A 13724-nucleotide genomic window follows, 5' to 3' on the forward strand; every position below is an offset into this window, starting at 1 on the left:
TCATGTTCAAAAACTCCACCATTAAAATGCGCCTCACCATCTTGCTCTGCCTGTTATGCGTGCTGCTGGCGGTGGGCGGGCTGGGACTTTACAACATGCAGAGCAGCAACAAGGGTCTGCAGCGGGTGTATAACGACCGGGTGGTGCCGCTCAAGCAGTTGAAAACCATCTCCGACAATTACGCCGTCGCCATCATAGACAACGTCAACAAGGCCAATGCGGGCCTCACCAGTGCCGAAGAGGCGCTGCAACATATCCAGCAAGCCCAGCAGCAGATCAAGCAGGAGTGGCAGCACTATCAGTCCACCGAATTAACGGGTGCAGAACAGAAACTGTCAGCAGAGGCGGGCAGCCTGTTCAGCGCGGCGGATCGCGATATCTCCCAGCTGGAGCAATTTCTTTCAACCCAACGCGGTGTCATCACAGGTACGCTCAATGACTTTGACGGCAAACTTTATGGCTCCATCGACCCCATCGGCAACAAGATAACCGAGCTGGTCAACCTGCAACTGGATGTCGCCAAATCCGAATATGAGCAGGCCCAATCCTGGTATGACACCATGCTGCTCACCATGATGGGGGTGATAACGGCAGGCATAGTGGCAGCGGCCTGGTTTGGCATCGTCCTCATCCGCAGCATCATTGCCCCCATCAATCAGGCGCTGCAGGTAGCCAACCATCTGGCAGAAGGCAATCTGGATGTCACCATCACCATTGGTGCCCATGATGAAGCAGGCCAACTGCTGATGGCCATGCAGAACATGGTCAACAAGCTGACCTCTCTCATCAACGACATTGAAACCCTGGTCACAGCGGCCGTCGAGAAGGGGGATTTCAGCTACAAGATAGCGCTGGACAACCGGCAGGGGTACATCAAGCGCCTGTCCGAGTTGCTGAACCAGTTGTCCAATGTTACTGACACCAGCCTCAAGGATGTGATGCGCATCGCCACCGCCCTGTCTCAGGGAGACCTGACCCAGAAAATTGAACAACCCTACCCGGGCATTTTTGGTCAGACCAAGGATGGCCTCAACAGCACCATAGACGCCTTGACCGCCATTATCGAAGAGGTGCGCAACGCCGCCGACAACCTCACCAACGCCTCCAATCAGGTCAGTACCACGGCCCAATCCCTCAGCCAGGCCACCAGCGAACAGGCCGCAAGCGTCGAGGAGACCAGCGCCTCCATCGAACAGATGAGTGCCAGCATCAACCAGAATACCGACAACATGGCGAGCGGCGCCGTGCTTGAAGCCACCGAAGGGGGTCGCTCGGTACAACAAACCGTGGCGGCGATGCAACAGATCGCCCGCAAGGTGAGCATCATCGATGACATCGCCTACCAGACCAATCTGCTGACACTCAATGCCGCCATTGAGGCGGCACGGGCCGGTGAACACGGCAAGGGATTTGCCGTGGTGGCCGCCGAGGTGCGTAAACTGGCCGAACGCAGCCAGATAGCAGCGCAGGAGATAGGCGAGCTCTCTTCCAGCAGCGTCGATACCGCGGAAAAGGCAGGCAGCCTGCTCGACAAGATAGTGCCTTCCATTCGCAAGACATCCGATCTGGTGCAGGAGATCAATGCGGCATCCGGCGAACAGGCCAGCGCCGCCAACCAGATCAGCATGGCCATGAGTCAACTTAACCAGGTGACCCAGCAGAACGCGGCCAGCAGCGAAGAACTCGCCGCCACCGCCGAGGAGATGAGCTCCCAGGCCAACGAGCTGCAGCAAACCATGGATTTCTTCTCGCTGGCAAACCTAGCCAAGCCCTCAAAGCCGAGTGACAACTCACACAGAGGCTCGGCCCCCAGAGGCAAGTTTGTCATGCCTGCCCAACACCCGCTGCACGGCAACACGGCGCCGCAACCCCTGGTTGACGAAGCCGACTTTGTCCGCTTTTAACCGGAGAGACCCATGAGCATGTCAACCGAAGTGGCCGCGCCCCCCAGCACACTGGCCCATGACAATCAGGGCGACGCCCAATACCTGACATTCCTGATCAATGGCGAGATGTTTGCCATCAATATTCTCGGGGTCAAAGAGATCATCGAGTACGGCAACATCACTCCTATCCCCATGATGCCAAGCTTCATCCGGGGCGTGATCAATCTCAGGGGAGCTGTGGTATCAGTGGTGGATCTCAATGCCCGCTTTGGCAATGCCCCTTCCAGCATCACTCGCCGCAGCTGCATCGTCATCATCGAAGGAATACACCCGGATGACTCGGAGCATGGCAATCAGGACATCGGCGTCGTAGTGGATTCGGTATCTGAGGTGCTGACCATTCCCTGCGACGAGATAGAGCCGCCCCCCAGCTTCGGGGCTCACATCCGGGCCGACTTCATTACCGGCATGGGCAAGGTGAATGGCAAGTTCGTCATTCTCATCAATACCGAGAAGGTGCTCTCCATCGACGAAATGGCACAACTCAGCGAACTGACCCAGCAGCAGGAACGACAGCTGGAGCACAGAGTGCAAACCCCTTAAGCAGGGTATTAAAAACAGCAAGGGTGACGCTCACACCACACAGCAATGGCATGTCGCACAAGGATAAGGCTCATGACTCAATCATTCTTTGGCAATCTCTTCGGCAACGGCAGCGCGCATGCCTTGTTGCAAACAGAACTGACCCAACTGATAGGCGCCACACGCACCCTGCAGCAAGGGATAGCGCAGGGTGACCTGCCAACCCAGCTTGAACCGGGCACACTCAGCGGCCCACTGCGGGAACTCTGTCAGGAATTCAATGCCGTGATCACGCTGCTGGGGCAGCGGCTCAGCAGCAGCCTCACTACCATCAGTGACAATCAGGCGCTCTATGACGAGAACCTGCGAGTACGCAAGGCGCTGGATGGCGCCTCGACCAATGTGATGATCGCCGATAACAACCTCGACATCGTCTATATGAATGAAGCCGTGCTCGCCATGCTGGGGCAGGCGGAATCCGACATCCGCAAGGATCTGCCCAACTTCGACACCAGACAACTGATGGGCAAGAACATAGATACCTTTCACAAGGATCCGTCCCACCAGCGCAGCATGCTGGCCAAGCTGGACAAGACCTACCGCGCGCAGATCTCGGTCGGTGGCCGCATCTTCTCCCTCATTGCCAACCCAGTCTTCAACGACAGCGGGGAGCGACTCGGTTCAGTGGTGGAGTGGGCCGACCGGACCAAGGAGATCGCCATCGAAAACGAGGTGAAAGCGGCAAACACTGCGGCCAAGCTCGCCGCCGCCGAAAGCCTGCGGGTCAAGAAGGCGCTCGATGGCGCAACTACCAACGTGATGATTGCCGACACAGACCTCAACATCATCTACATGAACGAGTCTGTCAGGGCAATGCTGAGCGAGGCCGAGTCCGACATTAAAAAAGAGCTCTACAGCTTCAACTCTGCCACCCTGATGGGTGCCAACATCGACAGCTTCCACAAAAATCCCGGCCATCAACGCAGCATGCTGGCCAAGCTGAACAACACCTACCAAACCCAGATACTGCTCGGCGGGCGCACCTTCTCCCTCATCGCCAACCCTGTGTTTGGCGACGATGGCGAGCGGTTGGGATCCGTGGTCGAGTGGTCGGATCGCACCAAAGAGGTCGCTATCGAGCGGGAAATGTCGGAGATAGTGCAGGCAGTGATCAAGGGCGAGCTGCACCGCCGCATGGACCTGACCGGCAAGAGCGGCTTCTTCCAGACACTGGGGGAAGGCATCAATCATATTGCCGAGGTAATAGACACCAGCCTCAACGACGTCATCAGGGTGGTGCAATGCCTGGCCAGGGGCGACCTGACCCAGACGATCGAGGCCGACTATCCCGGTGTGTTCGGCACCACCAAGGACTCCCTCAATCAGACCATAGTCTCGCTGACCAACATAGTCACAGAAGTAAGAGGGGCTTCTGACAACCTCTCCAGCGCCTCTGAGCAAGTCAGCGCCACCGCCCAATCCATCAGCCAGTCGAGCAGCGAGCAGGCATCCAGCATGGAGCAGACCAGCGCCTCCATAGAGCAGATGAGTGCCAGTATCAACCAGAACACAGACAACGCCCAGATCACGGATGGCATGGCCAGCAAGGCCGCCAAAGAGGCGATGGAAGGGGGTGAAGCAGTCAAGCTCACGGTCGATGCCATGAAGCAGATCGCCAAGCGGATCGGCATCATAGATGACATCGCGTACCAGACCAATCTGCTGGCCCTGAACGCCGCCATAGAGGCGGCGCGGGCGGGAGATCATGGCAAAGGCTTTGCGGTGGTTGCCGCCGAGGTACGAAAGCTGGCGGAGCGCAGTCAGGTGGCCGCCCAGGAGATAGGCGAGCTGGCTTCCAGCAGCGTCGACATGGCGGAAAAGGCAGGTCGCCTGCTCGACCAGATGGTGCCCTCCATCAATAAGACCTCGGATCTGGTGCAGGAGATCAGCGCCGCCTCCGCTGAACAATCCACCGGCGTCAGCCAGATCAACATCGCCATGAATCAGTTAAGCCAGGTGACCCAGCAAAATGCTTCCTGCAGCGAGGAGCTGGCCGCCACCGCAGAGGAGATGAGCAGCCAGGCCGAGCAACTGCAACTAGCCATGGAGTTCTTCACCCTGGAGCAACACAAAAGCGGCGCGAGTCAGAAAGCCGCGCCCCCCCGTGCTGCTACGCGAGGACGATTCGTGACTGACGGCAATGGGCAGGATGGCTTCGGCGCCTCCCCTCGCCCCCGCAACGATGGGGATTTTGTCCGGTTTTAATCGAGGGGCCGGGTGAGCATGGCTCCCCCGCCCCAACCCTATCGCCACAGGGAGTCCGACCGTGTATCAGACCCAGTTGCATGATGATGAATTTGCGCAGTTTCAACGCTGGATCCACCAGACGGCGGGCATTGATCTGTCACCGGCCAAGAAAGCTCTGGTCGCCAGCCGGCTGTCAAAACGGCTCTGCCACTATGAGCTGGAGAGCTATGGTGACTATTTCAGCCTGATCATGAACCAGAGGGGGGCAGAGCTGCAGGTCGCGCTGGATCTGCTCACCACCAATGAGACCTACTTTTTCCGGGAGCCAAAGCACTTCGAGTTTCTCAGTGAGAAGGTACTGGCACGACTGCCAAAAGAGAGGGGAGTGAGAGTCTGGATCGCGGCCAGCTCATCGGGCGAAGAGCCTTACAGCCTGGCCATGACCCTGGCCGAGACATTGAGCCAGGGCAATTGGGAAGTAATCGCCTCGGATATTTCGACCAGGGTGCTGGAACAGGCGAGAGCGGGGCAATATCCCATGGAGCGAGCCCACAATATTCCGCTCTCCTTCCTGATGAAGTACTGCCTGAAGGGCGTGGGGTTTCAGGAGGGAACCTTCATCATCGATCGCAAGCTCAGGGACAAGGTACAGTTTCGTCACATCAATCTGAATCAGGAACTGCCCGACATCGGCATGTTCGACATTATTCTGATCCGCAATGTGATGATCTATTTCAACCGGGATACCAAGGGACAAGTGCTGCAGCGTCTGGTGCCGCGCTTGAAGAAGGGGGGCTACCTCATCGTCAGCCATGCGGAAAGCCTGAACGGCCTGCCCCACGGCTTGCAACTGGTGTCGCCGTCCATCTATCTGAAACCATAAGGGTTTCAGAATGAAAGAGATCATGCTGCAACCGGGAGAGTTCTTTTTTGGCCAGGATGACACCATCATTCGCACCCATCTGGGCTCCTGTGTCGCCATTACCATGTGGCATCCGGAGCAGAAACGGGGTGGCATGTGTCACTACATGCTGCCAAGCCGGGCTCGCAGCGATGACCCACTGGATGGCCGCTATGCCGATGAAGCAATCCAGTTATTTATCAATGAAATAAGCAAGTACCCCGCCCCCATTCACGACTATGAGGTCAAACTGTTCGGCGGCGGCAACATGTTTATAGAACAGCAGACACTCACCACCATGAATGTGGCCATCAAGAACATCAAGGCAGCCTGGCAACTGACGCAGCACCTGGGCCTGACCATCAAGGCCCATCATCTCGGACATGCAGGACACAGAAGCCTGATCTTTGAACTGGCCAGCGGCAATGTCTGGGTTCGTCATCATCGGCTGCCACATCGTTAAGGGAACGGGAATGAAACAGATCAAGGTCATGCTGGTGGACGACTCCGCCGTGGTCAGGCAGGTATTACAGGCCATTCTCGAACAGGAGCCGGACATCAAGGTGATAGCCACCGCCTCGGATCCGCTGTTTGCACTGGAAAAACTGAAAAAAGAGTGGCCCGACGTGATAGTGCTGGACGTGGAGATGCCACGCATGGATGGCATCACCTTCCTCACCAAGATCATGGCCGAACACCCTACCCCGGTAGTCATCTGCTCGTCCCTGACAGAGAAAGGCGCGGAAACAACGCTGCAGGCCATGGCCGCCGGAGCGGTGGACATCATCACCAAGCCCACGGTCGGCCTCAAAAGCTTCTTGCAGGAGTCGGCACAAGCCTTGGCCATGGCGGTGCGCGCAGCCGCCCAGGCCAATGTCAAACGGCTGGGCAAGGCGCCCCCGTTGATCGTGGCGGCCAAACTCAGCGCCGATGCCATCATGCCGCCAGCAAGCCAGCATGCCATGGCCCAGACCACGGAGCGGATCGTGGCGATCGGTACCTCCACCGGCGGTACCCAGGCACTGGAAGCCGTGCTGACGAACCTGCCACGGGTCTGTCCCGGCATCGTCATAGTGCAGCACATGCCGGAGAAGTTCACTGCCTCCTTTGCCGAGCGGCTCAACAACCTGTGCCAGATCGAGGTGAGAGAGGCCAAAAGCAACGACAGGGTCATTCCGGGTCTGGCACTCATAGCCCCCGGCGGCAAGCACATGCTGCTCAAGCGCAGCGGCGCCTATTATCACGTCGATGTCATGGATGGCCCCCTCATCAACCGCCATCGCCCCTCGGTGGATGTGCTGTTTCGCTCGGTCGCCAAGTTTGCCGGCGGCAATGCCACCGGCATCATAATGACGGGCATGGGAGATGACGGCGCTCGCGGGTTACGGGAAATGCTGGAGGCGGGGGCCAACACCTTCGCCCAGGATGAGGCGTCCTGCGTGGTGTTCGGCATGCCCAAGGAGGCTATCAAGCTCGGGGCTGCCCGCCACATACTGCCGCTGCAGGATATTCACCACGCCATAGTGGGTCGATAAAACGCGCGTTCAGCCACTGGCGAAATGTGCCCGGCCTGCCGGGCACAGCTGTTTCAGGCGGGCATGTCGTCGAGCAGGGCGAACAGCCGGTCGATCTCGGCCGATGTGTTGTAGTGCATGCAACCTATCCGCAAGACCCCCTCGCTCACCCCCAACTGCTCGACCAGGGCCAGCGCATAGAAGTGGCCGGCCCAGCTACAGACCTGATGCTGACCGAGAAATTCCGCCATCTCGACCGGCGTATGGCGGTTCGAGGTGAGGGCGAAGGTGGGGGTGCGCCCCTTGCTGTCGTTGATGCCATGCAGGGTAAACCAGGGGCGCTCGGCCAGCTTGGCCAACAGATGGGCGCTGAGCTGTTGCTCATGGGCGTGGCTGCGGGCAAATGCCAGATCGAGACGGGCCTCCAGATCATGTTCGGCCGCATCCAGCCCGGAGAGGGAGGCCAGATACCCTATGGTGGCCTCGACTCCGGCCAGCGCTTCCCAGCTCTGGGTGCCGGTTTCCCACTTGCCGGGTGCCACATTCTTCGCAGGCTCCACCTTGTAAGGGGTGAAATGCTCCAGATGGCGGTGCTTGCCATACAGGATACCAAGGTGCGGACCGAAGAACTTGTAGGCGGAGCAGCCGAGAAAGTCACAATCCCAGGCCTGCACGTCGATGCGCTCGTGAGGGGCAAAATGAACAGCGTCCACATAGAGCAGCGCCCCGACCCCGTGCACGGCATCGGCGATGCGAGGGATATCGACCAGAGTGCCAGTCGTATTGGAAGCCGCCGTCACCGCGACCAGCCGGGTCTTGGGGCCCAGCAGGCTGAACAGATGCCCGTAGTCGAGCCCGCCGTTCGCCACATCCACCCGCACCTGATGCACCACAACGCCGCGATCAGCCGCCGCCTGCTGCCAGCTCGACACATTGGAGTAGTGATCCAGCCCGCTGACGATGATTTCGTCCCCCGCCTGCCACTCCCGTGACAGAGCGCGGCTGACCGCAAACGTCAGGGTGGTGAAGTTGGCGCCAAAGACGATCTCCTCGGCTCTGTCCGCCCCAAGCAGGGTCGCCACTGCCTCTCTGGCTCGCTGTGCCTGCTGCTCCGTGGCTCGGGCCGAGAAAAAAGGCCCCCCTAGATTGGCGTTGAAGCGGCCGAGATAGTCAGTCATGGCGCTGAGCACAGAGTGAGGCACCTGGGCGCCGCCCGGGCCGTCGAAGAAGATGGGGGTCTTGCCATCAACCAGTTGATTGAGGGCGGGAAACTGGCCGCGCAACACGGCAATATCGAGAGGCTGCATAGAAGAGTCCACAGTCCATGTTAACAGTTGAATAACATGGTGAGAGTAAAATGGCGCAGCAGCAATGTCCATCCGTGAACCGGTCAGCCATCACAGTTACATGATGAGGCCATATTTTCAGTATAAAATGCTGGCAAGCTCTCCATGGCATGCTTCTCCATCAAGGCTGGGACGCGCGGGCGACTCGCCGCTTTCATGCCGGTAATCAGCGTAGAAGTCGTTGATAAGGATGAAAAATGAGCGAAATATATCAAAAAATGACCGACTCGCATTTTTTTGTCGCCAGATATCACCAGAAGGGGTTCACAAAGCTGCCGGATCTGATAGTATGCGCCTCGCACTTGGGGAGGGGTTCCCGAGCGGCCAAAGGGATCAGACTGTAAATCTGACGGCTCTGCCTTCGAAGGTTCGAATCCTTCTCCCTCCACCATTCAAGTGCAAATGTAGTGACAATCAGGAAATACCCCGTGGAGGGGTTCCCGAGCGGCCAAAGGGATCAGACTGTAAATCTGACGGCTCTGCCTTCGAAGGTTCGAATCCTTCTCCCTCCACCATTTTCCCGATTGCAATGGCTGAATAACCTATGCTTTACCCCTGTGGAGGGGTTCCCGAGCGGCCAAAGGGATCAGACTGTAAATCTGACGGCTCTGCCTTCGAAGGTTCGAATCCTTCTCCCTCCACCATCATTTAGAAGACCCGGCTTGGTGCCGGGTTTTTGCTTTTTAAAATTGCATCCATTTGACACTGTCAGATCTGACAATTGCATCATCCGCTACTTTTAGAAACAGTAGCCTTCATACCTTTCAGGGACATAGCACGCCATGTTTGAGATTTGGGATGAAACAGGACAAGCAAGCGGCTTGACCTTGCCACAGCTGCAACAGCGGCTGGTCAGCTATCAGGGCGACGTCATGGTGCGCTACACCAACCGCATCGGCCTGCCGACCACGCTGTTCCTGACCATAGCCAAGGGTCAGGCCTACCAGCGCTTCAAGGCGGATATCCCCCTGCTTGACTGGTCGTGGCTGGCGCAAGCCGTGCACCCGGATGTCATCCATGAGCCCAGGTTCTCCTATCTAAGCGCAGTCTCTTCCTGATCCCTCTTCCCGGGGACTGGCAAGCAGCAGAGTCAACTCATCGACTATCTGCTGCAACACAGCTCTGAATCCGGCCAATTCGGCCCCACACAGCTCTGCCCCCTCCTTGCGGATCTTCTCCTCCAGATGCCAGGCCTGCTGCGCCAAGTCATCTACCATCATCATGGAGATGGTGCCAGCCTGACGGTGCACCCAGTTAGCCAGCCCCTTGTCGTCGTCATGTACCAAAGCAAGGGATTGTTCCAGCTCCTGACGAAACAGCGTCATCATCTGCTCAAAAGGTTCTCCAACTCCGAAAAACGTCTGCAGGGATGTCACATCAAGCCGTTTGGGGGCGGGCAATATGCGCCACTTCATCAATATCTGGCGAAGCCCGTCCAGCAGCACGGGTTTGCCCAGCACATCATTCATGCCTGCCGCCAGGCAGCGCTGCGCCTGTTCCGGCATCACGTTGGCGGTCATGGCGATGATGGGGAGCCGCGCCAGTCCCTCGACAGTACGCACCTGGCAGGTAAAGTCGTAGCCATCCATCACCGGCATCTGGCAATCACACAGGATCAGGTCGTAACTGTGCTGTGCCAGCATGGCGAGCGCCTGCTGGCCATTCTCGGCCAGATCGCACACCAGATTGAGCTGCTTGAGCTGGCGCTGCACCAATACCTGATTAAGATGATGATCCTCGACCACCAGCAGCCGGTATGGCAAAGGCCGGGAAGTTGGCTCCACGGGAATAGGGTCGGGCAGCAGTTGCTCACCCTGGCCCAACTGGCGATAGCACACCTCCCGCACCGCCTGCCAGGTCAAGGGATTGCTGTTGAGCCAGTAACGCCCTTCACGCAACTGATAACCCAGCGCATTGCCCAGTGGGGCAACAGAGATGCAGGGCTCCGAGAGATCCACCCCATCGACAAATAGCAAGTCGGCCCCCTGCCGTTCAGCGCTTATCTGCACGCCCAACGACAACAGGTGCAGACGCAAGGTATGGCGCAGCTTGCCATCCTCCAGTGCCATAAAGGCACACAACCCCATGAGAATGGGGTCATATTCACGACGCAGCTCAAAGGGCAAGGTGACCGAGAGCCCGATGAAAGTCCCAAGCCCGGGGGCGCTTTCCAGCCTGAGTTCTCCCCCCATCAATTCGGCCAGAGTATGACTGATGCTAAGACCAAGCCCGGTCCCGCCATAACTGCGGGTGGTGGCGCCATCTGCCTGCTCAAAGGCGTTGAAAATACGGGCCTGCGCCTCGGTACTCATACCGATGCCGGTATCCTGTACCCCGATCAGCAACCGCTGCTCCCCGTCTGTTTGCACATCCAGCTTGATGGAGAGTTCGATAAAGCCGCGCTCGGTGAACTTGATGGCATTGCTGACCAGGTTAAACAACACCTGCTTGAGTCGCAGCACATCCCCAGTGAAGCGGGCGCCCACCTCATCATCGACACGCAGGTAACACTGCAGCCCCTTGCGTTGTACCTCACTGCTGATCATGGTCAACACGCTGTCGATGAGTTCGCGCAGCAAAAAAGAGCTCGGCACCAGCGCCATCTTGCCCACATCCAGCTTGGAGTAATCCAGCACATTGCCGATCAGTTGCAACAGTCCCTCGGCCCCCTGGTTGATGATGGCAACCATCTGCCGCTGCTCCAGGTCGAGCGACGTAAAACTTAGCTGCTCCGCCATACCGACGATGCTGTTCATGGGGGTACGGATCTCATGGCTCATGGTGGCCAGAAATTCAGCCTTCTTGCCGGCCGCATGCTCGGCACTCTCCTTAGCCCGAGCTAGGGCCTCCTCCACCTGACGGCGTCGTAAGATCTCCTGGCGCAAACGCCAATAGGCGATGGAGAGCACGAGGATAAACAAGGTGACCCCCGTACCAACGGGGATCAGGGTTAGCATCAGCTTTTGCCACGGGATCCCTTCGCTGTAGTTCACCGCCAGCCAGGTATTGCGGATCTGCTGCTTCTCCTTGTCACTCATGCTGGCCAGCACCCGATTGATTAGCGGCAGCAGGGGAGCATAGGTGTCACGCACTGCAACAGCCAGTTCATCCTTGAAGGGGGTGGGCGCCACTATATGCAGGCAGTCATCGAACCGCTCATTGATAAGCCGCGATACCACGGCCAGATTGCCCATATAAGCATCCCCTCGACCCGACGCGATCATCTCTAAACCTGCTTGTGGACCTGATACCACACTAACCCTGATATCGGGAATGCGATCCTTGAGCTTGGCAATCAACATACTGTCGGTCACGATCAGATGCTTGCCAGCCAGCTCGGCAAAACCAGCCACAGTGCTACTGCCACGAGCCATGGCCATAACCACAGGGAAAGAGGCTATGGGCTGGCTCAGCTGCCAACCCACCAGCTGTTGACTGATACGGGTAGGAATGATGGTCAGGTCCACCTCCTGATACAGCAACGCCTGCAACAGCTCGGGCCAGCTTTGATCGGAGCGGTAGCGATAGGCCAACCCCAGCTTATCCTTGAACAACGTAAGATAGTCACCGATAAAACCTGCCACCTTGCCTTGGCTGTCCGTATAGGAAAAAGGCATCCAGCCCTGAATAAAGCCCAATCTCAACGGTGGTAAATGAGAAAGCCACTCCCGTTCATCAGGCCTCAAGAGAAAGGCACTGTGGCCTTGAAAACTTAGACTGTTGTCACCCAGCCAGCGCTGCTCCACCGTCAGCGCCTGAATGGCAGTATCAAAGCGGACCACCAGCCTGGACTTCCGCTTGCTGATACCCAGATGCAGACTCTCCATCAAAAAGGGAGACTGGGCCACCACGGCCAATTCAGGGTGCAGGGCAATAAATTGATTGCTGACATGCAGATTGCCGATATAGGCATCGGCCTGCTTGTCGAGCACAGCCTGCAAGGCAGAACTGGAGTCCTGAAACAGGATACGGGAGACATCGGGGTAATGAAGCTTAACCAGTTTTTCGGTAAGGACTCCAGCTTCAATGGCGATCCTGGATTGACTTAAGGCACTGACATCCTGAAAGAAAGGAGAATCATGGCGCACCACGACCACTGTCGGTGACGAATAATACGGGCGCGTGTATGAAATACATTCCCGTTCTTCCGAGCGAAAGGCATCCAGCAAAATATCAACCTCACCTTTGCAACTGGCCGCATATAATCGGTTCCAGTCGGGGTATGCTTTCCACTCAATCTGGTAGTCAAGATTCTTGGCCAAGATGGTCATCAATTCGGCGCTAAAGCCGCTGCCATTATGGCCATCCCACTGTTGATACGGCCCCCAGCCGCCCACCAATAACCCGACTCTTATTACCGGTATGGAGGATTTATTTGCAGCGAGGAGTGGCTGGCAGAATATACATATATTAAATACAGATATGACGACCATGCATCGAAATATCGCCACGAGAGGACACCTCATCGTGCCAATCCTGAAGGAAATGACATCATATAAACGCTCGAAAAAATGCGGTGCGCAAAGTAGTATAGAAATGAGATGTTTGATAGTTTAAATATTATTCGCTGTTTTATATGGGGCTCACCTATGTCTTTCAAGATCATTCTTGCCGACGACCATCCACTCATACTGACCGGGATCCGCAGCCTTATTGCACACAACCAACCTGGTTGCGAGGTTGTTGCCGAGGCGCATCAAGTCTCAGAACTATTAAACACATTGCAGCAACATAGCTGCGATCTGTTGATCACCGATTTCAGCATGCCAGGGGATGAGCGCAGCGATGGCTTGACCATGATCCAGCAATTGAAACGGGATTATCCCACCCTGCCTATTCTGGTGCTGACCCAGATCCACAATGCCGGTATCTTGCAGTCACTGCTTCAGCTGGGAGTGAGCGGCATCCTGCTCAAAAAAAGCGGTGATCAGTGAATTGTCCGATGCCATCCGCCAGATATTATCCGGCCACAGCTATATCGGCAGTTCGGTGAAAACCCTGCTGGCCGAAGCCGGGCTGGATCATCACACCACCTCGATTCAACTCACCCCCAAGGAGAGCGAAGTTGTGCGTTTATTGGCCAGTGGCATGTCCGTCACCCAGGTGGCCGAGTACCTGCATCGCAGCGTCAAGACCATCAGCACCCAGAAAAAGAGCGCCATGCTGCGGCTCGGCCTGCAAAGCGATAGCGCCCTGTTTCACTATGCCAAAGAACAAGGGCTGGCCTGATCCTTGACCGGAAAATGTT

11 protein-coding genes and 3 tRNA genes are annotated in these 13724 nt (G+C 57.2%); 12 read left to right on the plus strand and 2 right to left on the minus strand.

The window, feature by feature from the left end; all coding sequences use genetic code 11:
* The first annotated feature begins 2 nt into the window (after positions 1-2).
* The 6 genes from AXW79_RS04300 (at position 3) to AXW79_RS04325 (ending at position 7151) form a co-directional block, all read left to right on the plus strand.
* Positions 3-1904 (plus strand): HAMP domain-containing methyl-accepting chemotaxis protein, encoded by a 1902-nt coding sequence (locus AXW79_RS04300; protein ID WP_005311853.1) that lies wholly within the window; start codon positions 3-5, stop codon positions 1902-1904.
* Between the two features lie 12 nt (positions 1905-1916).
* On the plus strand, positions 1917-2489 hold the full coding sequence (locus tag AXW79_RS04305; protein ID WP_005311851.1) for a chemotaxis protein CheW: 573 nt from the start codon (positions 1917-1919) through the stop codon (positions 2487-2489).
* Between the two features lie 72 nt (positions 2490-2561).
* A complete protein-coding gene (locus tag AXW79_RS04310) occupies positions 2562-4733 on the plus strand; it encodes a methyl-accepting chemotaxis protein (protein WP_005311849.1) in 2172 nt (723 codons plus the stop codon).
* A 61-nt stretch (positions 4734-4794) separates the two neighbouring features.
* A complete protein-coding gene (locus AXW79_RS04315; protein ID WP_011899024.1) occupies positions 4795-5598 on the plus strand; it encodes a CheR family methyltransferase in 804 nt (267 codons plus the stop codon).
* 10 nt (positions 5599-5608) lie between these two features.
* On the plus strand, positions 5609-6079 hold the full coding sequence (gene cheD / locus AXW79_RS04320; protein WP_005311846.1) for a chemoreceptor glutamine deamidase CheD: 471 nt from the start codon (positions 5609-5611) through the stop codon (positions 6077-6079).
* A gap of 10 nt (positions 6080-6089) precedes the next feature.
* The gene (locus AXW79_RS04325; RefSeq protein ID WP_005311844.1) at positions 6090-7151 is read left to right on the plus strand and encodes a protein-glutamate methylesterase/protein-glutamine glutaminase; all 1062 of its coding nucleotides are present in this window, start codon (positions 6090-6092) and stop codon (positions 7149-7151) included.
* A gap of 53 nt (positions 7152-7204) precedes the next feature.
* On the opposite strand, the gene AXW79_RS04330 is transcribed toward AXW79_RS04325, so the two are convergent.
* Entirely contained in the window at positions 7205-8437 is a 1233-nt protein-coding gene (locus AXW79_RS04330) for a cysteine desulfurase-like protein (RefSeq protein ID WP_005311843.1), read from the minus strand.
* A 345-nt stretch (positions 8438-8782) separates the two neighbouring features.
* Between AXW79_RS04330 and AXW79_RS04335 the strand changes: the two genes are divergently transcribed.
* From AXW79_RS04335 to AXW79_RS04350, 4 genes are all read left to right on the plus strand, one after another.
* Positions 8783-8867 (plus strand) — tRNA-Tyr (locus AXW79_RS04335).
* A 39-nt stretch (positions 8868-8906) separates the two neighbouring features.
* Positions 8907-8991, plus strand: a tRNA-Tyr gene (locus AXW79_RS04340).
* Positions 8992-9035: 44 nt separating this feature from the next.
* Positions 9036-9120: transfer RNA gene (locus AXW79_RS04345), tRNA-Tyr, on the plus strand.
* A gap of 138 nt (positions 9121-9258) precedes the next feature.
* Complete coding sequence (locus tag AXW79_RS04350; protein WP_005311841.1) at positions 9259-9534, plus strand: hypothetical protein; 276 nt, start codon at positions 9259-9261, stop codon at positions 9532-9534.
* Here the strand turns inward: AXW79_RS04350 and AXW79_RS04355 are convergent.
* Positions 9514-12942: an ATP-binding protein gene (locus tag AXW79_RS04355; RefSeq protein ID WP_011899025.1), complete on the minus strand. Its 3429-nt coding sequence runs from the start codon at positions 12940-12942 to the stop codon at positions 9514-9516. The genes AXW79_RS04350 and AXW79_RS04355 overlap by 21 nt on opposite strands.
* A gap of 75 nt (positions 12943-13017) precedes the next feature.
* Here AXW79_RS04355 and AXW79_RS23575 point away from each other — a divergent pair, with 75 nt between their 5' ends.
* Both AXW79_RS23575 and AXW79_RS23580 read left to right on the plus strand, forming a co-directional pair.
* Positions 13018-13410 carry a response regulator gene (locus AXW79_RS23575; protein WP_231109916.1) on the plus strand — a complete coding sequence of 131 codons (393 nt, stop codon included), beginning with the start codon at positions 13018-13020 and terminating at the stop codon, positions 13408-13410.
* A complete protein-coding gene (locus AXW79_RS23580; protein WP_227534448.1) occupies positions 13400-13705 on the plus strand; it encodes a LuxR C-terminal-related transcriptional regulator in 306 nt (101 codons plus the stop codon). Before AXW79_RS23575 ends, AXW79_RS23580 begins: the two co-directional genes overlap by 11 nt.
* Positions 13706-13724 lie beyond the last annotated feature (19 nt).

Source organism: Aeromonas salmonicida subsp. salmonicida (assembly GCF_001643305.1).
Lineage (GTDB): Bacteria > Pseudomonadota > Gammaproteobacteria > Enterobacterales > Aeromonadaceae > Aeromonas > Aeromonas salmonicida.